17 protein-coding genes and 1 riboswitch are annotated in these 23,205 nt (G+C 66.7%); of the genes, 14 read left to right on the top strand and 3 right to left on the bottom strand.

Features of this window, described 5'->3' with window-relative positions:
- The first annotated feature begins 632 nt into the window (after window positions 1-632).
- Complete coding sequence (locus ABSH63_RS12935) at window positions 633-6,524, top strand: glycosyltransferase (protein ID WP_352890286.1); 5,892 nt, start codon at window positions 633-635, stop codon at window positions 6,522-6,524.
- A 212-nt stretch (window positions 6,525-6,736) separates the two neighbouring features.
- On the opposite strand, the gene ABSH63_RS12930 is transcribed toward ABSH63_RS12935, so the two are convergent.
- Window positions 6,737-7,309, bottom strand: a complete 573-nt coding sequence (locus tag ABSH63_RS12930; protein ID WP_352890285.1) for a thioredoxin family protein — start codon at window positions 7,307-7,309, stop codon at window positions 6,737-6,739.
- Window positions 7,310-7,476: 167 nt separating this feature from the next.
- Here ABSH63_RS12930 and metK point away from each other — a divergent pair, with 167 nt between their 5' ends.
- The 13 genes from metK (at window position 7,477) to rpoH (ending at window position 21,142) form a co-directional block, all read left to right on the top strand.
- On the top strand, window positions 7,477-8,679 hold the full coding sequence (gene metK / locus ABSH63_RS12925) for a methionine adenosyltransferase (RefSeq protein WP_352890284.1): 1,203 nt from the start codon (window positions 7,477-7,479) through the stop codon (window positions 8,677-8,679).
- A 107-nt stretch (window positions 8,680-8,786) separates the two neighbouring features.
- A riboswitch (S-adenosyl-L-homocysteine riboswitch) is annotated at window positions 8,787-8,865 on the top strand.
- A 23-nt stretch (window positions 8,866-8,888) separates the two neighbouring features.
- Window positions 8,889-10,319, top strand: coding sequence for an adenosylhomocysteinase (ahcY, locus tag ABSH63_RS12920; RefSeq protein ID WP_352890283.1), 1,431 nt, complete (start codon window positions 8,889-8,891; stop codon window positions 10,317-10,319).
- Window positions 10,320-10,363: 44 nt separating this feature from the next.
- Window positions 10,364-11,233, top strand: coding sequence for a methylenetetrahydrofolate reductase [NAD(P)H] (gene metF / locus ABSH63_RS12915; protein WP_352890282.1), 870 nt, complete (start codon window positions 10,364-10,366; stop codon window positions 11,231-11,233).
- A 24-nt stretch (window positions 11,234-11,257) separates the two neighbouring features.
- Window positions 11,258-11,386 carry a hypothetical protein gene (locus ABSH63_RS12910; RefSeq protein WP_352890281.1) on the top strand — a complete coding sequence of 43 codons (129 nt, stop codon included), beginning with the start codon at window positions 11,258-11,260 and terminating at the stop codon, window positions 11,384-11,386.
- A 67-nt stretch (window positions 11,387-11,453) separates the two neighbouring features.
- Window positions 11,454-12,458 carry a monofunctional biosynthetic peptidoglycan transglycosylase gene (gene mtgA / locus ABSH63_RS12905; protein ID WP_352890280.1) on the top strand — a complete coding sequence of 335 codons (1,005 nt, stop codon included), beginning with the start codon at window positions 11,454-11,456 and terminating at the stop codon, window positions 12,456-12,458.
- A gap of 343 nt (window positions 12,459-12,801) precedes the next feature.
- A complete protein-coding gene (gene thiD / locus ABSH63_RS12900) occupies window positions 12,802-13,593 on the top strand; it encodes a bifunctional hydroxymethylpyrimidine kinase/phosphomethylpyrimidine kinase (RefSeq protein WP_352890279.1) in 792 nt (263 codons plus the stop codon).
- Window positions 13,590-14,234: a thiamine phosphate synthase gene (thiE, locus tag ABSH63_RS12895; protein ID WP_352890278.1), complete on the top strand. Its 645-nt coding sequence runs from the start codon at window positions 13,590-13,592 to the stop codon at window positions 14,232-14,234. The genes thiD and thiE overlap by 4 nt, the downstream gene beginning before the upstream one ends.
- 60 nt (window positions 14,235-14,294) lie before the next feature.
- A complete protein-coding gene (gene hemL / locus ABSH63_RS12890) occupies window positions 14,295-15,581 on the top strand; it encodes a glutamate-1-semialdehyde 2,1-aminomutase (protein WP_352890277.1) in 1,287 nt (428 codons plus the stop codon).
- Window positions 15,582-15,586: 5 nt separating this feature from the next.
- Entirely contained in the window at window positions 15,587-17,566 is a 1,980-nt protein-coding gene (locus ABSH63_RS12885; protein WP_352890276.1) for a VTT domain-containing protein, read from the top strand.
- 16 nt (window positions 17,567-17,582) lie between these two features.
- Entirely contained in the window at window positions 17,583-18,512 is a 930-nt protein-coding gene (ftsY, locus tag ABSH63_RS12880; protein WP_434223273.1) for a signal recognition particle-docking protein FtsY, read from the top strand.
- Between the two features lie 16 nt (window positions 18,513-18,528).
- Entirely contained in the window at window positions 18,529-19,236 is a 708-nt protein-coding gene (ftsE, locus tag ABSH63_RS12875; RefSeq protein WP_352890288.1) for a cell division ATP-binding protein FtsE, read from the top strand.
- Window positions 19,223-20,173, top strand: a complete 951-nt coding sequence (gene ftsX / locus ABSH63_RS12870; protein ID WP_352890275.1) for a permease-like cell division protein FtsX — start codon at window positions 19,223-19,225, stop codon at window positions 20,171-20,173. The genes ftsE and ftsX overlap by 14 nt, the downstream gene beginning before the upstream one ends.
- A 105-nt stretch (window positions 20,174-20,278) precedes the next feature.
- Window positions 20,279-21,142 carry an RNA polymerase sigma factor RpoH gene (gene rpoH, locus ABSH63_RS12865; protein ID WP_352890274.1) on the top strand — a complete coding sequence of 288 codons (864 nt, stop codon included), beginning with the start codon at window positions 20,279-20,281 and terminating at the stop codon, window positions 21,140-21,142.
- A gap of 69 nt (window positions 21,143-21,211) precedes the next feature.
- On the opposite strand, the gene cyoE is transcribed toward rpoH, so the two are convergent.
- Together cyoE and ABSH63_RS12855 are read right to left on the bottom strand one after the other, a co-directional pair.
- A complete protein-coding gene (cyoE, locus tag ABSH63_RS12860; RefSeq protein ID WP_352890273.1) occupies window positions 21,212-22,123 on the bottom strand; it encodes a heme o synthase in 912 nt (303 codons plus the stop codon).
- A gap of 2 nt (window positions 22,124-22,125) precedes the next feature.
- Window positions 22,126-23,205, bottom strand: a complete 1,080-nt coding sequence (locus ABSH63_RS12855; RefSeq protein ID WP_352890272.1) for a COX15/CtaA family protein — start codon at window positions 23,203-23,205, stop codon at window positions 22,126-22,128.

Genomic DNA, 23,205 nt, shown 5'->3' with positions numbered 1-23,205 from the left:
CCGCAGGCGCGGCACTTCAGACGTCCATCCCCCAGGCGATAGTGCCGACAACCTGCACATCCGGGACATCGCTTCATGACCAAATCCTCTCAGATTTGGTCCGGTTTGCTTAGGAATTACCTTAGATTAAGCCGTCTGACCAGATGATGATCCCCAGAACACTCCCAACTTCACGAACCCCTGAACACGTCAGAGATTCCGCGAGCTGCGCATGAACCCTCACCACTCGGCACTCGATTCCAATGCTCGCAGTAACGGTTCACGAGCGGCGATTGTGCCGGAGTCCCTGCAGTTGGGCAAGGGCGGCGAGTGCGTTCTTCGAGCGCCCCCACCCCCCGAGTAGGTGGCTCCGGGACATTTTCGTGCGCTGGGTCACAATCTGAGGCAGGAAGCGCACCCCGCGGTGACCGGCGCGCTTGATCTGGACAGCGCGTTCACCCGACGAATCGCAGTTGCTACCATGGATCGGCCATCGATCGCAGACCGTCCCGTCATCTCCGTGGCGGCGTCGGCGCCTCTCCCTTGTAGGCGGCCCATATCCGCATCGATCTCACCGGGATAGCGCCCCAGCAATCATGTCCATTGACCCTTCATGCGGCACTTCGACGCCCCAGCTTGACACACCGCCTCAGTTGACCGCGCAGCCCGCTCCGGTCGTCTTGGTCTTGGGCATGCACCGCAGCGGCACCTCTGCCCTGACACGTACGCTCAATCTGCTGGGGGCGCGCCTGCCGAACAACCTGATTCCCGCGCAGTCGGACAATCAGACCGGATTCTGGGAGTCTACCGATGTCCAGCGGCTCAATGACCGCATTCTCGCTGCTCTAGGCGCACGATGGGACGATTGTCGGCCGCTGAATTTCTCTAATCTCGACGCCGAGACGCGCAAGGGATTCGTCGACGAGATCGCGGCGATCGTCGCCGCGCACGTCGGGGATGCGCCACTCGCACTCAAGGACCCCCGTCTCTGCCGGCTGCTGCCGCTGTGGCGCGCTGGCTTGGCACAGGCTCGCGCAAGGGCTGTCGCGATACTCCCATTGAGGCAACCCTGGGAGGTCGCCGCCTCACTCGCCGCACGCAACGGGATGGCGATGCGCACTGGCCTGCTGCTCTGGTTGCGGCATATCCTCGATGCCGAGTGCGATAGCCGCGGCCTCCCCCGAGCTTTCGTCCATTACGACGAGCTGCTCAGCGATTGGCGCACCAGTCTGATACCGGCACTGAAGATCATTGGGCTCGATCTGCCGATCGACTGCCCGACCATTGAGCAGCAGATTGATGGCTTTCTACGCCCTGAACTGCGTCATCACGTCGCGCCCCAGAGTGATCGACCGACTCAGCGATGGACACGGGAAGCCCTATCCGCGCTCACTGACTTGCACGCACAACCCGATAACCCCGATGCGTCCGCACGCTTGGACGCCCTGCGCGAAGAGATCGACGCCGCCTGGGAACTGGTGAGCTCTGCATTGTTGGACGCGCCGGTACCATCGCTGGCACCCGTCATCGACACGGTCAGTGCGCGATTGCCGCCAGGGTGTCGAGCATCGGCCGCGCTCGAGATGACCGACGAGGTCAGCAAACAGGCGCGCACCACAGTCGACACGGCCGGCTGGAACCAGCGGTTCAGCGTCGTCATGCCCACTTGGAACCGCCGCGAGCTGATCTGCGAAGCCATCGATTCGGTGCGCGCACAGTCGTATCCGCACTGGGAGTTGATCGTCAGCGACGACGGCAGCACCGACGGAACGCTGCCGATGTTGCGTCAGCGCTATCCTGGTGAGATCGCATCCGGCCGGCTCCGGCTGCTGGAGAATCTGCATGCCGGCGTCAGCGCGGCGCGCAACCAGGCGTTGCGCATCGCACAGGGCCCATGGATTGCCTACCTCGATTCCGACAACCGCTGGCATCCCGACTACCTCATGTGCATGGCGGCCGCCTACGCCACGCACCCGCACCGTCGCTGCGCCTACGCTGCCATACACGTCCATGACAGCGCCCGCCACCGCGATTTCGTGCGCTGGCTACCCTTCGACTGGCCGCGCCTGCTGCGCGAGAACTACATCGACATCAACGTTTTTTCGCATCACCGTAGCCTGTACGAGCGATTGGGGGGGTTCGACGAAACCCTGCGCAGACAGGAGGACTGGGATCTGGTCTTGCGCTACACCCGCAGCCACGCTCCGCAGCGGGTTCCGCACATCCTGTGCGACTACTACCTACGCGCCGACCTCAATCACCTAACACTGACAGAGTCATCCGACGCGCCGGACTCCGCCGTGCGCAGTAAGCATCTTGACGATGCCGCCGCGACGGCTGGCGAGGCTCGACTGAGCATCTTGATCGCCACGCCGTCCTCGCCGCACGTCTCGGACACGATCAGTCGGCTTCGGCACCAGGGGGTTTATGTAAATGTCTTCGCGCTCGACGCGGGTGATGCCGCCCCCTCCCCGGACGCCGATTCGCCCCTCGTACGCCGCGTCGAAGATTCTTCGACACTCGCACAGATCCTGTCGGCGCAGGCACGCGATCATCAGCTATGGCTACGCACGCGTCACGACGCCGAGCTCGCGCAGCTTGACGCTCAATGGCGCAGTCGCATAGAGCGGCAGCGTCGCGATCTCCAGGCGCAACATCACAAGACACTGAGCGAACAAGCTAAGAAGGCTCGCCTGGAGGCAACCATTGATCGGCAACGCTCGGAAATCGCGGCGCTCGAAAACCGAATCCAGATCGAACGATCGGCGACTGTAGCCTTAGTGTCATCGGCCCGCACGCGGACACTGGAACTGCTTCGTCAACGTCGCAGTTTGTTCTCGCAAAGAACCAATCTCCTCGGTCGTCTGACCCTACCGCCAGCGCGGTTACTCGGACGGAGGCTATCGACTCGCGAACGGCTATACCTCTGGCGCCAAGCACGCCGACTCCTCGCATCGGGCCTGTTCGACCCGTTGTGGTATCTACAAACCGCACCCGATGTGGCCGCCGATGGCGTTTCACCGATCTGGCACTGGCTCCTGCGCGGGGCCAAGGAAGGTCGAATGCCAAACCCATTGTTCGATAGCGCTTGGTATCGGCGAAGGTACGTGGATGTAGCCGCCAGCGGTGTCGATCCGTTGCTGCACTATCTGGAACACGGCGCAATCGAAGGCCGCGACCCCGGCCCCCTATTCTCGACTCGGGAATACCTCAGCCGATACCCGGACGTGTCTGGCGCTGGCGTCAATCCGCTCGTGCATTTTCTGCGGTTTGGACAACAGGAAGGTCGCGCCCCCAATCGCTGGTTCGATCCCGATTGGTATCTACGCCACAATCCCGATGTGGCCGCATCAGGTATCCCGCCCCTTGAGCATTTCATTCTGGCGGGTGGCGCAGAAGGCCGCAGCCCCGGTCCCGACTTTGACAGCGCCTGGTATCTGTCGACCTACCCTGACGTCGCCGCCCGCGGCCTCAATCCGTTGGTGCATTATCTAACGCACGGCTGTCGCGAGGGCCGCAAACCTGCGCCCAGTCGGCCCAATGGTTCGGGGCAAATCGTGGCGACCGTGGCGCCAGGCTCGCCGCAGGCGCTTGAGATGCAGCTCACCCCCGAACGGATCGAGCAAGCACGCGCACATCTGGCCCGCCGGGGCATCGGCCGATTCAGCATCGTCATGCCGACATGGAACCGAGCGGCCACCATCGGCGATGCAATCGACGCGGTGCTGGCCCAGTCCTACACGGACTGGGAACTGATTGTCTGCGACGACGGCAGCACCGACAACACACCGATGCTCGTCGCCGAGCGCTATGCGGACGCGCTCGCGTCCGGGCGGTTACGTTATCTGCGCCTTGCACACGGCGGCGTCTGCGCGGCGCGCAACGCCGGACTGGCGGTAGCGCAGGGAACATGGATTGCGTATTTGGATTCCGACAACACTTGGCGTCGGGACTATCTGCTCATGATGGCTGCGGCGCTGTCCGCCCACCCCCAGGCGCGAACTGCCTACTCGTGCCTACACCTTCGCGACAGCGAGCGCGGGCTCGAGTTCATCCGTTGCCATCCGTATGAGCACGGTGCGTTACTGCGCCGCAACTTCATCGACCTGAACGTCTTCGTCCACCATCGCGATCTATACACGCAGCTCGGTGGCTTCGACGAACGATTACGCCGGCTCGTCGATTGGGATCTGATCCTGCGCTATACGCGCCTCTACATCCCGGTTTTCGTGCCCTTTGTGCTGTGCGACTACCGCATCGGTCGCGCGCTCAACAACATCACACTCACTGAACCGCTGAATGACAACGAGCGTGCGGTGCGCCGAAAGTTTGCACATCGCGTGCCGAGTTCCGGCGCCGAGCCGCTGCGGCTGGCTTACGTGCTGGCGGACTGGCCAGCCTCGCCACAGACTTATGCGCTTAACGAGCTCCAGGAGCTGCGCCGGCGCGGCATCGATGTGCGCGTCTATCATGTCGTCGACGCCGACAGGCCAGGCTCGCCCGACCTCGAATCCATGCGTGTATCCGACGCAGAGGATCTCGCTAAAGTTCTGGTCAGTCATCGGCGCAACTGGATCCACGCCAACTACGCAAGCTCTGCTTCTGAGAGCTCGCTGTGGACGATGCTCCGGACTGCAGCGGAGAGTGCCGGAGTCGCCTTTACTTTCCGACCGCCTGCCCCCGAGCTGATCGCACCTGGTGATCTCACAATGGTTCGAATCGCGGAAGCGGCGCAGTGCACGCTTTGCTCCCGCGTGATGGTTCATGACGATGACCAACGCCGCTTTCTTGGTGAACGCGGCGTGCCCCTGGACAAGATGATCCTCATGCCGCAGGCCGTTGACACCGGCATGCTACAAACGACGCAGATCATCGCGCGCGACCGCGGCGCCGACGCACCCTTGCGTATCTTGGCCGTCGCCCGATTCGTGGAGAGCGAGGGCCTGGAGATGCTGATCGAAGCCGCCGCACGGCTGGAACGCGGCAGCGTGCAGGTCCGCATCCATGGCGCAGGCCCATTGAAGACCCGATACCACGAACTAATTCGCACGCTCCGGCTAGAATCCCACGTGCGTCTCTGCGGCGTATTGGAGGGGCTAGATGCGCTTCGGGAAGCGCTCGCCGAATCAGACGTGTTTTGTCTGCCGCGCATCGAGTCACAGAACGGCGAGACGGACGATATCCCCCGAGCATTCTTGGAGGCCATCGCAACCGGCGTGCCGTGCCTGACTTCGATCACACCGGCGACACGCAATCTAGTCTCCCACGGAATCACCGGCTTTCTCACTCCAGCCGGCGATCCCGGCGCACTGGCGGCGCAGCTGCATCGAATCACACGGATGAGTCCGGACTCACTCGCCGCCATAGCGTGGTCGGCCAGAGACCGGCTCAACGCAAACCTAGGCGCTCGCCACGCCGTCGATGCCCTACTCGATGTGTGCGCAAACCCGCCAATTGACGTCTTCATGATCACATCAGACCGCGAGGATCAAGCGGACTGGGCAAGCACCGATCTCGCGATCCGAAGCGTGCTTGAACGTACGACTACGCCAATGGTGCTCACCATTATCGACAATGGCAGCGACACGGCGTTTCTCGACCGGCTCAAGACGCTCGCCCGAGGCGAAGATCGTCTGCGCATCATCACCCTGGGGGAGCGTCACACGTACGCTCAGGCATTGAACGCCGCATTGGCGATGACACGCTCGGAATTCGTGTTTCACGTCTGCAGCAAAGGTAGCTATGTGATCCGACATGGTTGGGAACGTCCCTGCTTACGCTACATGCGGAATCACTCGCACGTTGCGATCGCCGGGCACCTCGTCGGCTCGTCCGCATGGCCGGATGGACGCGGCTATGCCGCTCAAACTTGGTTCAATGGCTTTCGCAATCCTGAGTTTGCACTTGCAAATCCCGACCGCGCTTTCTGTCACGTTCACGATGCACTGTATGTGTTGCGACGCAGTGTCTTCGAAAGGGAAGGCGGTTTCAGCGAGCATTGCCCAGAGAGGCAAACTCTGATGGAGTACTGCTACTTCCTCGAAAGTCGCGGCCACGCGCTCGGTAGAATCCCGGAACTCGCAGTGCTTCCCGATCACGTGGAGCCAGGCATCGTTGCGTTGGTCGATGAAGCCACGGTCGCGGCACATCCGGTGTTCGCGGACAGCCTTGCGCTATTAAACGCCTTGGATAGCATCGACGCGCGTTGCAACATCTGTGGGTGGATGGGACGCGCCACTCGCGCGGCGGACGGCGTGAGCTTCGACTGCCCCTCCTGTGCCAGCTCGCCGCACGACCGCGCGACATTTCGCTGGCTCGTTGGCGCAAATCTGCACAGTGCCGGGCTGAGCCTAGACGTTCGCGGGCTGGGCCGCGCTGTCCGTGACCGACTCGCCGGCCTGTTCACCCTGACAGACGGCAGTGCCTCAATGCGCGCCGCCGACTTGCCATACTCGCATCCGAGTCGGATGCTGGGCCTACCACCGCTATGCCAACTCAAGCGCTCTTCGCGGGCAGAAAAGGGGTTGCGCGCCGGGGCGGAATGAACGGGATTGCAACGACGACACTACGCGCGAAATCCCGGCCACCGTAACTGACGTCGAAACCTGGAGCGACACGCGGCCATCGTGGCGCGCCGATCGTGGGGCGTCGCGCATAAAACCGGTGGAGGCGATACCCTTGCTGCGAGCTGGCCCGCCAGGGCGTGTGATCATGCTCGCGCCGGGTCCCGTGACGATACCGTGAGTTGGGATCGGCGTCACCCGGATTGGCGGTGCGCCTTCCATTTGATGTTGCACCCCATGCTGGGCTTCTGGTCGGCGTCCGGCGTGCGTCCGGCCAGCACCGCGTCGAGCGCGGCACGCAGGTCGGCGCCGGTGAGCGGGCGCCCATTGCCGGGGGTGGAGTCGTCCAGCCGGCCGCGATACACCAGCTTCAACTCGCGATCGAACAGGAAGAAGTCCGGCGTGCAGGCGGCTTGATAGGCGCGCGCGACATCCTGGGTGGCATCGTAGAGATAGGGGAAGGGGTAGCCGAGTCGTGCCGCGACCTGGCGCATTTGTTGCGGGTCGTCCTCGGGGTAGGCCGCGGCATCGTTGCTGGAGATCGCGATCATGCCGACACCGCCTGGCCGATAGTCGGCCGCGAGGCGCAGGAGTTCCGGATTCACGTGTTTGACGTAGGGACAATGGTTGCAGATGAACATCACCAGCGTGGCGTGCCGACCCCGCAGCGCGCGCAGGTCGAGCATTTCGCCGCTGACGGTGTCGGGCAGCCGAAAATCCGGCGCCGGCGTGCCGAGCGGCAGCATCGTGGAGGACGTCAGAGCCATGGCGGAAACGCTCGGAAAACAGGGTCGGGGTGGAGTCTAGCGTAGGCCCCGACGCGGCTTGCGGGCTGCTAGACTATCCGCCTATCCGTATAGGCAGATATGCACGCAGCAGCGCCCGCTGTCGCGTTCCCTTCCCCTTCCATCGCGATCACCCGAGGGTTTCCGCCGTGAGCCAATTCCTCTTCACTTCCGAGTCCGTTTCCGAGGGCCATCCGGACAAGCTCGCCGACCAGATTTCGGACGCGGTGCTCGACGCCATCCTCGCGCAGGACAAGCGTGCGCGCGTGGCCTGCGAGACCATGGTCAAGACCGGCGTGGCCATCATCGCCGGCGAGATCACCACCAGCGCTTGGGTCGATCTGGAGGCGCTCGCGCGCAAGGTCATCAGTGACATCGGCTACACCTCGTCCGACGTCGGCTACGACGGCGCCACTTGCGGCGTGCTCAACCTGATCGGCAAGCAGTCGCCAGACATCGCCATGGGCGTGGACCGCGTCAAGCCCGAGGAGCAAGGCGCCGGCGACCAGGGCCTGATGTTCGGCTACGCCTGCAACGAGACCAAGGAGCTGATGCCGGCACCGATTTATTACGCGCATCGCCTGGTCGAGCAGCAGGCCAAGTTGCGCAAGGGCAAGAAGCCGAAGCTGCCATGGCTGCGCCCGGACGCGAAATCCCAGGTGACGCTGCGCTACGAGGATGACGTGGCCGTGGGCATCGACGCCGTCGTGCTGTCTACCCAGCACGATCCCGACATCAAGCTCAAGACGCTGCGCGAAGCGGTTGTCGAGGAGATCATCAAGCCGGTGCTGCCGGCGAAGCTGATCTCCAAGAACACCAAGTTCCACATCAACCCGACCGGTAACTTCGTCATCGGCGGCCCGGTGGGCGACTGCGGTCTGACCGGCCGCAAGATCATCGTCGACACCTACGGCGGCTGGGCGCGTCACGGCGGCGGCGCCTTCTCGGGCAAGGATCCGTCCAAGGTCGACCGCTCGGCGGCTTACGCCGCACGCTACGTCGCCAAGAACATCGTCGCCGCCGGCCTCGCCGCGCGCTGCGAGGTGCAGGTGAGCTATGCGATCGGGGTGGCCGAGCCGACGTCGATCATGGTCACCACCTTCGGCACCGGCAAGATTTCCGACGCGGCGCTCGAAAAACTGGTGCGCGCACACTTCGACCTGCGTCCGTACGGCATCATCAAGATGCTCGATCTGGTGCACCCGATGTACCAGGCCACGGCGGCCTACGGCCACTTCGGCCGCAAGCCCTACGAGGTCACGCTGGAGAGCGGCGAGACTTTTACCGCGTTCTCGTGGGAGAAGACCGACAAGGCCGAGGCCCTGGCCGCCGATGCCAAGACCCTGAAGTAACCGACATCCACGACCACGCGAAGGCCGCCGTAGGGCGGCCTTTGCGTTTACGCTGGCCGCCGCATCTATATCCTTCCATCCGCATGAGCGGATATACTCACCCCTCCGCCGCCGAGGGGCGTTGCGACCTGCGCATCTGCCGCAGGCCAGGCTCGGCGGCCCTGTCTGCAACCGCGCCCACGTTTGGCCCGCATACCGAGAATGAACGCATGAACGCCGTCGTCAAGAATCTGCCGCACACGGACTACAAGGTCCGCGACATCAGCCTGGCCGAGTTCGGCCGCAAGCGCATCCGCATGGCCGAGGAAGAGATGCCCGGCCTGATGGCGATCCGCGCCAAGTACGCGCCCTTGCAGCCGCTCAAGGGTGTGCGCATTTCGGGCAGCCTGCACATGACCAAGGAGACCGCGGTGCTGATCGAGACGCTGGTGGCACTGGGCGCCTCGGTGCGCTGGGCGTCGTGCAACATCTTCTCGACCCAGGACGACGCCGCTGCCGCGATTGCCGCCGCCGGCATCCCGGTGTTCGCGTGGAAGGGAGAGACGCTAGAGGAGTACTGGGACTGTACGCTCGACATGCTGACCCACCCGGGCATGCAGGGCCCCGAGCTGGTCGTCGACGACGGCGGTGACGCCACGCTGCTGATCCACAAGGGCGTGGACATGGAAAACGGCGACACCTGGATCGACACGCCGTCGGCCAACCACGAGGAGCAGGTCATCAAGAACCTGCTCAAGCGCACCAAGACCGAACGCCCGGGCTTCTGGAAGAAGGTCGCGGCCGAATGGCGCGGCGTCTCCGAGGAAACGACCACGGGCGTGCACCGGCTCTACCAGATGATGGAGGCCGGCAAGCTCCTGGTGCCGGCGATCAACGTCAATGACTCGGTCACCAAGAGCAAGTTCGACAACCTCTACGGCTGCCGCGAGTCGCTGGCCGACGGCATCAAGCGCGCCACGGATCTGATGGTCGCCGGCAAGGTCGCGGTGGTGTGCGGCTATGGCGACGTCGGCAAGGGCTCTGCGCATTCGCTGCGCGGCTTCGGCGCGCGCGTGATCGTCACCGAGATCGACCCGATCAACGCCCTGCAAGCGGCGATGGAGGGCTTCCAGGTGACCACCGTGGAGGACACGCTCGGCGTGGCGGACATCTACGTCACCACGACCGGCAACAAGGACGTGATCACGCTCGAACACATGCGGGCGATGAAGAACAACGCGCTGGTGTGCAACATCGGCCACTTCGACAACGAGATCCAGATGGATCGGCTCAACGCCGCCAGCGACGTGACGCGCGAGAGGATCAAACCGCAGCTCGACCGCTACACCTTCGCCGACGGCCACAGCATCTACGTGCTGGCCGAGGGCCGGCTGGTGAACCTGGGCTGCGCCCACGGCCATCCCAGCTTCGTGATGAGCAACAGCTTCTGCAACCAGGTCCTGGCGCAGATGGACCTCTGGCAGAACAAGGATCGGTACGAGAAGACCGTCTATCGCCTGCCGAAGAAGCTCGACGAAGAGGTCGCGCGCCTGCACCTGGCACAGATCGGCGTGAAGCTGACCCGGCTGACCCCGGAGCAGGCCGCCTATCTCGGCGTGCCAATCGACGGCCCGTACAAGCCCGAGCACTACCGCTACTGAGCACCTGCCGGGGGCCGCGAGGCGGCCCCTGCGCACAGCGCGCCATGAACGCATCGTCGATCCATTTTTCCTTCGAGCTGTTCCCGCCGCGCACGCCCGTTGGCTGGGACAAGCTGCCGGCGCTGGCCTCGGCGCTGGCGGCGGTGCAGCCGGCGTTCTTCAGTGTCACCTACGGCGCCGGCGGCTCGGACCAGAATGGCACCTACGACACCCTGATCCGGGTGGTCGAACAGACCGGCATCGAAACCGCGCCGCACCTGACCTGCATCGGCTCGACCCGGGCCAAGATCGGCGCCCTGCTCGATCGCTACAAAGCCGCGGGGGTCACCCGTATCGTTGCGCTGCGCGGCGATCTGCCGGCGACCGCGGTGTCGAGCGAGGCGCCCGGCGAGCTGCGCTATGCCAGCGAACTCGTAGCCTTCATCCGACAGACGCACGGAGACCACTTTGCGCTCGAGGTCGCGGCGTATCCGGAGATGCATCCGCAGGCGGCGAATCCCGATGCCGACTTCGACGCCTTCCGGCGAAAAGTCGATGCCGGCGCGAGCGGCGCCGTCACCCAATACTTCTACGCCGCCGAGGCGTATTTTGACTTCATGGAACGCTGCGCGCGCGCCGGCATCACGATTCCGGTCGTGCCGGGCATCATGCCGATTACCAACCACGCGCAGCTCATGCGCTTCTCGGCCGCCTGCGGCGCCGACATCCCGCGCTGGATCCGTCTGCGCCTGGAGCAGTATCAGGACGACAAGCAGGCGCTGCAGGACTTCGGCCTGGAGGTAGTCACGCGCCTGTGCCGCACCCTGCTCGACAACGGCGCGCCGGGCCTGCATTTCTACACCCTCAACCAGGCCGAACCGACGCTGCGACTGTGGCGCCATCTGGGCCTGCCGATGCCGATTCCGGGCAGCTGAAACACTCATCGCGGGCACACGCACATGCGCGCCATCGCGCTGCTGCCCTGCCCCGATCGAGTCGGGCTCGCCGAGTGCGCGGTCTGGGGCGTGCAGCTCGCCAAGTCCAAGGGCAGCGGTGTCCACGCGGTGCTGCGGGACGTATGCTCGTGATCACCCCCTTGCGGGCCGCGACCCTGCGAAACCTCGGCCTGCCCGTTTTCCCGATCCGCGCCCGACGATGAAGCCACGCCGACCACCGACGCTCAATCCCCCGCCCGAGCCCCGCGAGGCGTCCGCGCCGCCGCTCACCGCGCCGCGCCGCGCCGCGACCGCAGCCGCACCGGCGCAGCCGCTGCCGCCCGACCCGCCGCTGCCGACTCCTCGGCTGCGCCGGCCCTTGCGCCTCGTTCCGCTGCTGATCGTCGCGCTGCTTTGGCTGCTCGGGCTGCTCGTGGCCGTCGTGCTCGCCCTGCGCTGGCTGCCGCCGCCGACGACCGCCTTCATGCTGCAGAGTCCGGTCAAACCAGTGCAGTACCGCTGGGTCCCCGCCGAGCGCATCAGCGATGCGATGCGCCACGCCGTGGTCGCGTCCGAAGATCAAAAGTTCTACGAGCACCGCGGTTTCGACTTCGAGGCGATCGGCGATGCGCTCGACGAGCATCGCCGCCGCGGCCGCCTGCGCGGCGCTTCGACGATCAGCCAGCAAACCGCGAAGAACCTGTTTCTGTGGCCCGGCGGTAGCTTCGTCCGCAAGGGCATCGAGGCCGTCTTCACCGTGCTGATCGAGACGCTGTGGAACAAGCCGCGCATCCTCGAGGTGTATCTGAACATCGCCGAATTCGGCCCCGGCATTTATGGCGTCGAGGCAGCCGCGCAGGCATTCTTCGGCCGCTCCGCCGCTGCGCTCACCCCCGAACAGGCGGCGCGCCTGGCCGCCGTGCTGCCGAATCCGCGTCGCTGGAGCGCCGCCGAACCGGGGCCTTACGTGCAAAGACGCGTCGAATGGATTCTCGGCCAGATGGGCTATGGCCGGCGCGCCGAGGATCCAACGACCGCGCCGACCGATGAGGCGGCCGCTGCGGCCACGGCGATCGAGTCCGCGCCGCCGGGCGCAGCGGTTCAGACCCGCGCGCTCGAGGACGTGGACGCCGGCGTCGGCGCGCCGCGACCGATCCCGGCCGACGAGGCGACGAGCGATCCGACGACGGCGGCACCTTGCACCGAGGAATGTGATGATTCATGAGATAACGTGAATTACCATCACCACAGACAATACTTGACGTTCGCAAGCTAAGTACATCTACCGAAAGGTAAAGATCGATCATGTGCACAGCAATTGTGGATAACTGTGTGCACAGAGCGCCGAACAAGCGCCGCAAACGCCCGTCACGGCGGCATTTCTGCGCTCCGCGAAGTTTTTAGGCACCCTATTTAATCCATAATAATCATGGACTTGCGAATATGTTGCGGCATTTTTGCCAGAAAGTGTCGCAATCTCGCGGGCTGCGGGGCGCCCGCACCGTCACTGTGCATAACCGCCCACGGCTTTTGCCGCAGCGCGGCAAGCACGGCATAGACTGCGCGCCATGAACACGACTATCCCGCCGCTGGTCTTGTGCCTGTCCGGACACGACCCGGGCGGCGGCGCCGGTCTGCAGGCCGATATCGAAGCCGTCGGCGCACAGGGGGCGCACGCGCTGGGCGTGATCACCGCCCTGACCGTGCAGGACAGCCGCGACGTGCGCCGCGTCGAGCCGGTGTCCGCAGCGCTGTTCGCCGAGCAGGTGAATCTGCTGCTCGCCGACAGCCGCATCGCCGCGATCAAGCTCGGCCTTGTCGGCAGCGCCGAACAGGTGCCGGTGATTCTCGATGCGATCGCGCGCAGCCGTGTGCCCGTGGTGCTCGACCCGGTGCTGCGCGCCGGCGGCGGTAGCCCTCTCGCCACGACGCCGACGGCGCGTGCGATCCTGGAGCAGCTGCTGCCGGTGGCCACCATCGCCACACCGAATGCCGACGAGGCGCGGCGGCTGTCCGGCGCGGCCAGCCCGGCGGACTGCGCCGCGCGGCTGCTCGCTGGCGGCTGTGAGCAGTTGCTCATCACCGGCGGCGACGAGGCCAGCCCCGAGGTCGAGAACCACTGGTTCCACCGCGACGGCGAACACGAGGTATTCCGCTGGCCACGTCTGGCGGGCGGCTTCCACGGCGCCGGCTGCACGCTGGCGAGTGCGCTGGCGGCGCGTCTCGCCCTTGGCGAACCGCCGCGCGTCGCGGTGCGCCGGGCGCAGGCCTACGTGCACGAGTGCCTGCAGCGCGCGCTCAAGACCGGTCGCGGGCGCGCCATTCCCGGACGCTGGCCCCCTGGGCGCTGGCCGCGATGAGCGTCCGCCGTCCGCTACGCGGGCTCTACGCGATCACCCCGGATGCCCTGGTCGCGGACCCCCCAAGCCTGCTCGCCGCCGCCGCGGCGGCGCTGCGCGGCGGTGCGGTGCTGCTCCAGTACCGCGACAAGCGCAGCGCCGCAGCGCAGCGCCTTGCGCTCGCGCGCGAGCTGGCAGCGCTGTGCCGCCAGCATGAGGCCGCGCTGATCGTCAACGACAATGCAGCGCTCGCCTTGGCGGTGGGTGCGCAGGGCGTGCATCTGGGCGCGGCCGACGGCCGCGCCGAGGATGCGCGTGCCCTGCTCGGCAACAAGGCGATCATCGGCGTCACCTGCGGCAACGATCTCGCACGCGCGCAGGCCGCGATCGACGCCGGCGCCGACTACGTGGCCTTCGGCCGGCTGTATCCCTCACGTAGCAAGCCCGAGGCGCCAGCGGCCGAGCTCGACACCTTGCGTGCGGCGCGCGCGCGCTGGAACGTGACGATCTGCGGCATCGGCGGCATCAGCGCCGCGCTGGCGCCGCAGGTGATCGCGGCCGGCGCCGATCTGGTCGCCGCGATCGACGGCGTGTTCGGTGCGGCGGACGTCGAGGCCGCCGCGCGCGCCTACGCCTCCGCGTTCGCCGGATCCTGCGGGTGATCACACTGGAAACCACTACGCGGAACCCGGAAACTGTCGCCCCTTTTCGCCTTTCGGCCCATGACCTGTTCCGAAGCGCTTTTCGAGCGCGCACAACGATCGATCCCCGGCGGCGTCAACTCGCCGGTACGCGCCTTTACGTCCGTCGGCGGTACGCCGCGCTTCATCGCCGCCGCGCAGGGCGCCTGGCTGACCGACGCCGACGGCCGGCGCTACGTGGACTATGTCGGCTCCTGGGGCCCGATGATTCTCGGCCACCAGCATCCGGCGATCACCGCGGCCCTCGAGGCGCAGCTCGCCATCGGCATCTCCTACGGTGCGCCGACCGAGCTCGAAATCGAGATGGCCGAGCTGCTGTGCGCGCGTGTGCCCGGCTTGGAGCAGGTGCGCATGTGCAACAGCGGCACCGAGGCGACGATGTCGGCACTGCGCCTCGCCCGCGGCGCCACCGGCCGCGACTACATCCTCAAGTTCGAGGGCTGCTATCACGGCCACGGCGATGCGCTGCTGGTCAAGGCCGGCTCCGGCCTGCTGACCTTCGGCGTGCCGACCTCGCCGGGCGTACCGGCGGACCTCGCCAAGTACACGCTGACCGCGCAGTTCAACGACCTGGACTCGGTCCAGGCGCTGTTCGACGCGCACCGCGACGCGATCGCCGCGGTCATCGTCGAGCCGGTCGCCGGCAACATGAACTGCGTGCCGCCGGCGCCGGGCTTTCTCGAAGGTCTGCGCGCGCTATGCGATCGCGACGGTGCGCTGCTGATCTTCGACGAGGTGATGACCGGCTTTCGTGTCGGCCCGCGCGGCGCCGCCGGGCTTTACGGCATCACGCCGGACCTGATCACGCTGGGCAAGATCATCGGCGCCGGCCTGCCGGTCGGCGCCTTCGGCGGCCGCCGCGACATCATGCAAAGGCTCGCGCCGGCCGGCCCGGTGTATCAGGCCGGCACGCTGTCCGGAAATCCGCTGGCGATGGCCGCGGGCCTCGCGCAGCTTCGCGCGCTCGACGACGCGGCGCTGTACGCGCGGCTCGAAGCGACCACCGCCGAGCTGCTGGCCGGCCTGCGTGAAGCGGCGCAGCGCGCCGGCGTGCCGTTCTCAACGACCCAGGTCGGCAGCATGTTCGGTCTGTACTTCACCGACCGCGGCACGCCGACCCGCTACGCCGACGTCATCGCCTGCAACCTCGACGCCTTCAAGCGCTTCTTCCACGCGATGCTCGACGGCGGCGTCTACCTCGCGCCCTCGGCCTATGAAGCCGGCTTCGTGAGCGCCGCGCACGGCCGCGAGGAAATCGACCATACGCTCGGCGCCGCCGCGGCGGCGATGGACGCGATCCGCCGCTAGCCAGCATGCTCGCCGCGCTGCAGGATTCCCTGGCGTGGGTCAACGCGCACCCGCACTGGGCCTTGCTGCTGCTGTTCACGTTTGCCCTGCTCGACGCGCTGTTCGTCGTCGGCGTGTTCGTGCCGGCAGGTCTTGCGCTGTTCGCCGCTGGCGCGCTGGTCGCCTTCGGCTCGCTGGAGTTGCATGTCGCCGCCGCGGTGGCGACGTGTGGCGCCGTCTGCGGCGACAGCTTGAGCTTCTGGCTCGGCCGTCACTACGGCGAGCGCCTGTTCTCCTCGGCAGCGCTGCGGCGCTATCCAGAGATGGTGCACAACGGACGCCGCTTCTTCGCGCGCCATGGCGCCCTGAGCGTTGCGATGGCGCGCTTCCTCGGCCCGTTGCGCGCGATCGTGCCGGCGCTGGCGGGCGCGGCCGGCGTACGCGTCGCGACCTTCGTCGGTGCCGACCTCGCCTCAGCGGTGCTGTGGTCGTTCAGCTTCATCCTGCCCGGCGTCGCGTTCGGCGCCTCGCTGGGGCTGGCCGCCGAGGTCGCAGGCCGCCTCGCACTGCTGCTGTTCGCGCTCGCCGCGGCGCTGGCCTTGGCGATCTGGCTCACCACCGTGGTCGGCCGCGCGATGCAGCGCCGCGCCGAGGCGTGGATCGGCGGCCTGCTCGACTGGAGCCGCCGCCACCGCCGGCTCGGCCTGTTCGGCGCCGCCCTCGCCGACCCGGCGCAGCCGGAAACCCCGGTGCTCGCGCTGCTCGGCACGCTGCTGTTCATCGTCAGCGGCGTCTGGCTGTGGCTGTGGGCCGGCACCGGCCTGCACCAGTATCCATCGACCCTCGACGCCGCGATCTTCCAGTGGCTGCGCGACCTGCACACGCCCTGGGGACTGGCGCTCGGCAACCGTCTGCTGCTGCTCGGCGAATGGCCGGTGTACGCGCCGGTCGCACTGGTCGTCTTCGTCGGTCTGGCCGCGCAGCGCAAGCGCCGCGCCGCCGCGCATTGGCTCGCGGCCCTGGCCTTTGGCGCCTTGCTGTCGGCCGGCCTGCATGCGATTCCCACGGTGGCGCCGCCGCACGCCTTCTTCGGCACACCGACGCCAACCGGGCATTTCGAGCGCGATCTGGTGCTGTCGACGATCGTCTATGCGTTTCTGCCGATCCTGTTGTCCACCGGCGCGCCGGCTCCCGTGCGGCGCCTGTTGATCGCCGGCAGCATCATCGTGCTGCTGTTGACCACGCTCGGCCGTCTGTACACCGGCGCGCAATGGGCCAGCGTGACGCTGTTTTCGATCGTGGTCGGCGTGGTCTGGGCGGCGCTCCTGGGCCTGGGCTACTGGCGCCATCGGCCGGAACGCCTACCGGCGGCGCGGCTGCTGCCGCCGGTGCTGATCGCGTTCGCGCTGGGCACCGCGCTGGCCTGGTCGAGTTTCGGCACTCCGCAGGCGAGCGCCGCGCCGAAACGGACCGTCTCCGGTGACGACTGGGCGACCCACCGCTGGCGCGAACTACCACACAGCCGCATCGACGTCGCCGGCCGTGGCCGCCAGGCACTCAACCTGCAATGGGCGGGCGAGCTGCCGCGCATCGCCTCGGCGCTGACCGCCCACGGCTGGACCCCGCCGCCGCCGCTGTCCACCAGCAGCGTGCTGCGCTGGCTGGCCGCGGCGTCGACCATCGCCGAGCTGCCGATCCTGCCGCAAGTGCACGCCGGCCAGCACCCGGCACTGAGCCTGCGCCGCATACGCGACGACGAACATGCCGAGCTCCTGCGCCTGTGGCCGTCCGAGCTGCATCTCGACGATGGTCGCGCGGTCTGGGTCGGCGCCGTGAGTGCGCTGGCGGCGCGGCAGCGTTACCGGTTGCTGCGCTATCCGGTGGCGACGGCGACGGCGCTCTCGCCGGCGCAGGTCTTCGCCGACATCGACGGCCTGCGCATGCAGCCGCGCGAGGACATCTGGCTGTTATCCTTTACCGACGACGGCGCGCACGCCGCGCCCTGACGCATCCGCATTCTCGATGAGCTCCACCGACAGCGGCATGATCCGCAAGCTACGGGCGCGCCTGAACCGGGGTGATTCCTGGCTCACGCGCGACCTCGGCAGCCTGTTCCGCAACGAACGACTCGACGACGACGCGCTCGACGAGATCGAAACGCGCCTGCTGACCGCCGATGCCGGCGTCGAAGCCACCGAATGGTTGATGCAGCGCCTGCGCGCCGAGGTAGGCGCCGGCCGCGTGCGCAATCCGCAGCAATTGCGCGCAGCCCTGAAAAAGGCGCTGGTCGAACTGCTGGCACCGGTCGCGCAGCCGCTGCGGATCCCCGACTTCATCCGCCCGTACATCCTGTTCGTCGCCGGCGTCAACGGCGTCGGCAAGACCACCACGATCGGCAAGCTCGCGCTGCACTACAAGCGCGAGGGCAAGCGCGTGCTGCTCGCCGCTGGCGACACTTTTCGCGCGGCCGCGGTCGAACAGCTCCGCACCTGGTCCGAGCGTGCCGGCGTGCCAATGCTCGCGCAGGGCGAAGGTGCGGACGCTGCCAGTGTGATCTTCGACGCCGTGCAGTCGGCGAAGAGCCGCGGCATCGACGTGCTGATCGCCGACACCGCCGGGCGCCTGCACACGCAGGCCCACCTGATGGACGAGCTACGCAAGATCAAGCGCGTCGTGCAAAAGCACGATCCGTATGCGCCGCACGAGGTGCTGCTGGTCGTCGACGCCACCACCGGCGGCAACGCGCTGGTGCAGGCGCTGCAATTCCACGAGGCGATCGGCCTGACCGGCATCGCCATCACCAAGTTGGACGGCACCGCCAAGGGCGGTATCCTGCTGGCCATCGCGCGTCGTCTGGCACTGCCCGTGCGCTTCATCGGCATCGGTGAGGCGGTCGAAGACCTGCAGCCCTTCGACGCCGACGCCTTCGCAGAGGCCCTGATCGGGGAATGACGCCGTCGTGACCGAACTGATCCGCTTCGATCAGGTCAGCTACCGCTATCCGGGCGGCCTCGACGTGCTGTCGGGCGTGAGCTTCGAGATCGCCCAGGGTGAGATGGTCTACGTCACCGGCCCCAGCGGCGCCGGCAAAACTACGCTGCTGCGGCTGATCGCGGCGCTATGCCGCGTCAACCGCGGCCAGCTCGTCGTCATGGGCCAGAATCTCGCGACGATCAAGCCGCGCCAAGTTCCGGCGTTCCGCCAACGGCTCGGCATGGTGTTCCAGAACTTCAACCTGCTCTACGACCGCACGGTGTTCGACAACGTCGCGCTGCCGCTGGTGATTCGTGGTTACGCACACCAGGACATCGCCCGACGGGTGCGTGGCGCGCTCGATGCGGTTGGTCTGCTCGGCAAGGAGCGCGTGCTGCCGCTGACGCTGTCCGGCGGCGAACAGCAGCGCGTCGGCATCGCCCGCGCGATCGTCACCAAACCGGCCTTGATCCTCGCCGACGAGCCGACCGGCAATCTCGACCCGGAGATGGCGCTGGAGATCATGCGCGGCTTCGCGCGCTTCAACGAGGCCGGCGTCACCGTGCTGATCGCAACCCATGCGATCGACCTGATCGAGGCGCTGCCGCGGCGGATCATCCACCTCGAACAGGGCCACGTCACCGACAAGCGGCCGCGCGCGGCCTCAGAGTTGCGACGGGAGCCGATGCATGGCGCTGGTTGAAGCCGGTCTGGACCGCCCGCGCTGGCTGTCGCGCTGGACGCAGGAACACCTGCGCGTGTTGTTCTTCTCGCTCGGCAAGATCGCGCGCGCGCCGCTGGCCGCGGGCCTGACCGCGCTGGTCATCGGCATCGCCCTGGCGCTACCGGCGGGCCTGTACGTCGCCGTCAGCAACCTGTCGCGGATCGGCTATTCGTGGCAGGAGTCGCTGCAGATCTCGCTGTTCCTCAAGGATACGGTCGCGTCGAGTCGCGGCGAGGCGCTCGCGCGCGAGCTGCGCAACGCGGCCGGTGTCGCCACCACCACCTACATCTCGCGCGAGCAATCGATGGTCGAGTTCCGCGAGCTGTCCGGCTTCGGCGAAGCGCTGGATCTGCTGCAGGACAACCCGCTGCCGGCGGTCATCGCGGTGACGCCCGAGCCGCGCCAGAGCAAAGCCGAGGTGCAAGCCCTGCTCGAACGCTTGAGCAGCCTGCCGGAGGTCGATCTCGCCAAGCTCGACCAGCAGTGGATGGAGCGCCTGTACGCGGTGCTGGCGATCGCCGAACGCGCGGTCGGCATCATCGCGCTGCTGCTCGGGCTCGCGGTGATGGTCATCATCGGCAACACGATCCGCCTCGACGTGGAGGCGCGGCGCGAAGAGATCGAGGTCATGAAGCTGATCGGCGCGCCCAGCAGTTTCGTGCGCCGTCCATTCTTGTACAGCGGCTTCTGGTTCGGCTTCGGTGGTGGCCTCATCGCGTGGCTGTTGGTCGCGGTCGGCACTGCCCTCTTGGAGGTGCCGACCGCCGAGCTCGCGGCCCTGTACGGCAGCAACGAGCGGCTCATCGGCCTGAGTCCGCGCGATGGGCTTTCGCTGGTTCTCGCCGGCATCGTCCTCGGCTGGGCCGGGGCCTTCGTCACCGTCACCCGGCGCATTGCCGAGATAGAACCAAAATAGATGTCCATTTTTTATTTCAAAAAGATATAAAAGACGCGGAACCTTTCGCACGATTAGCACTCAATCGACCAGAGTGCTAACATCGCCTGCATGGGAGATCCGACGATGAGCCAGACGACTGCCCTGACCCTGCGTCAACCGATGACGCTGGTGCCGCTCACCGGCAGCCTCGATGCCTATATCGCCAGCGTCAACCAGATTCCGGTGCTGGACGCCGACACCGAGCGGGCGCTGGCGGAAAAGCTGCGCGACGAGAACGATCTCGGCGCCGCCCAGCAGCTCGTGCTGTCGAACCTGCGTCACGTCGTGCACATCGCCCGCGGCTACCTGGGCTACGGCCTGCCGCTGGCCGATCTGATCCAGGAAGGCAACATCGGCCTGATGAAGGCGGTCCGGCGCTTCGATCCGGCGGTCGGCGTGCGCCTGATTTCCTTTGCGGTGCACTGGATCAAGGCCGAGATCCACGAGTTCGTGCTCAGGAACTGGCGCATCGTCAAGATCGCCACGACCAAGGCCCAGCGCAAGCTGTTCTTCAACCTGCGCTCCGCCAAGGGTGAGCTCGGCTGGCTCAACCGCGAGCAGGCCGAGGCCATCGCCGCCGACCTCAAGGTGAAACCCGAGGAAGTCCTGCAGATGGAGGCGCGCCTGGGCGGCGGCGACGTGTCGTTCAGCGCCCTGCCCTCAGACGGCGAGGACGCCTACGTACCCGAGGACTATCTCGCCGACGGCCAGGACGTGTTTGCCGAGATCGAACAGGCCGAATGGCAGGAGGAGCGCGAAGCGAAGATGCGCGAGGCACTGGCCGAACTCGACGACCGCTCGCGCGACATCCTGATGCGCCGCTGGCTGCACGACGGAGAGAAGGCCGGCTTGCAGGAGCTCGCCGACAAATACGGCGTCTCCGCCGAACGCATCCGCCAGATCGAGGTCGCGGCGATGAAAAAGCTGCGCAAGGCGATCGAAGGCTAGTTTCCAGTGGGTCGTTTCCTAAAGCGCCGCGCATCCGCGCGGCGCTTTTTGTTTCTGGAAACTGGAAACTTACAACCGGAAACTTCGGCTGTAGTGGTCCACCAGCAGCAGCGTGAAGATGCCCATCAGGTAGACGATGGAGTAACCGAAGGTGCGCATCGGCAAACCGGGCCGTGGCCACCACTTCAGGCGCACGGCGTAGGCCAGGAACACCGCATCGAGCACCAGCGCGCCGACCAGATACAGCCAGCCGGACATGCCGATCGCGAACGGCAGCACCGTGACCACGGTGAGCAAGACCGTGTACAGCAGCACCTGCGTGCGTGTGTAGTCGATGCCATGGGTCACCGGCAGCATCGGGATGTCGGCCTTGGCGTACTCGTCGCGCCGCTCGATCGCCAGCGCCCAGAAGTGCGGCGGCGTCCACACGAAGATGATCGCGAACAGAATCAGCGCGTGGACGTGCACCTCGCCGGTCACCGCGGCCCAGCCGAGCACCGGCGGCGCGGCGCCGGCGGCACCGCCGATGACGATGTTCTGCGGTGTCGCGCGCTTGAGATAGAGCGTGTAGATGCCGGCGTAGCCGATCAGCGTGAACTGGGTCAGCAGCGCGGTCAGCGGATTGACGAAGGCCCACAGCACGACGAAGCCGGCGAGCCCGATCACCGTGGCGAAGACCACGGACTCGGTGATCGTCAACGTGCCGGTGACCAAGGGTCGGCCGCAGGTGCGCGCCATGCGCGCATCGATGTTGCGATCGATGATCTGGTTGACCGCGGCGGCCGACGCCGCCTGCAGTGCGATGCCCAGCGTGCCCCACAGTAGTGCGGACAGCGGCGGCAGCGCCGGCACGGCCAGGAACATCCCGACGATCGCGGTGAACACGATCAGCATGACCACGCGCGGCTTGCACAGCTCGTAGTACTCGTGCAGGCGGTGCTTGCACCCCGCGATCTTCATGCTGTCGGCCGTGGCGACCATGTTCAGGTCTCGCTGCGTGCCCAGGCGTGATGGTTCAGTGTCACCAACACAGCCACGAGGATGGCTGCACCGGCATTGTGCGCGGCAGCGAGCCATAACGGAAGTTGCAGGGCGACCACGCCGATGCCTATCGACACCTGCAGCGCGAGCGCCAGCAGCACGGCGACCCCAAGCGCGCGCTCGCCGCGGCGCAGCAGCGCCACACCGAGCAGCACTAGCGTCAAGGTGACGATCAACGCGCCGACACGGTGGAAATGGTGAATCGTCACCCGCGCGCGCGCGTCGAGAATCCCGTACTCGTAGTTGATGCCCAGGCCGTGCCACAGCGTGAACGCGGTCTTGACGTCGGTTTCGGGCCAGAAGCTGCCGTGGCAGGTCGGCAGGTCCGGGCAGGCCAGCGCCGCATAGTTGGTGCTGGTCCAACCGCCGAGGAAGATCTGCACGGTCAACAGCCCGAGGGCGAACGCGGCGAAGACGCGCAGGCTGCGCGCACCGCGCGGCGCCGAAGCCGGGGCGTCGTCGCGCCGTTCGCGATCGAGCGCAAAGGCCAGATGCCGCTCGCTACGCAGTTCGCGCAGTGGTGCACCGTCCGTCGCCGCCATGGTGCCGAGCCGGCGCACGCCGAGGTACAGCCACAGCAACAATGCGAGGGTGGTCATGCCACCGAGCAGATGCGCCGTCACCACCAGCGGCTTGAGCTGCCAGGTCACCGTCCACATGCCGAGAATGCCCTGGAAGATCACCAGACCGACCAGCACCCACGGCAGCACGCGCGGGCGCGCCGCAGCGCGCAGACGCAGAGAACCGAAGGCGAGCGCGAGAATCAGCAGACCCAGCGTCGAAGCGAGGTAGCGGTGGATCATCTCCTTCCACGCCTTCGGCGCGTCGACCGGACGCTCCGGGTAGCGCGCCTCGGCGCTGGCGATCTCGTGCTCGGCCTGCGGGATCGTCAGATGCCCGTAGCAACCCGGCCAGTCCGGGCAGCCGAGGCCGGCATCGGACAGGCGCACATAGGCGCCGAACACGATGACGGCGAAGCACAGCAGCAAGGTCAGCAGATTGAGGCGGCGATACCAGGCCAT

This window comes from Sinimarinibacterium thermocellulolyticum (assembly GCF_040327995.1).
GTDB classification, from domain to species: Bacteria; Pseudomonadota; Gammaproteobacteria; order Nevskiales; family Nevskiaceae; genus Solimonas; species Solimonas thermocellulolyticum.
This window is presented reverse-complemented; position numbering and strand designations above follow the sequence as displayed.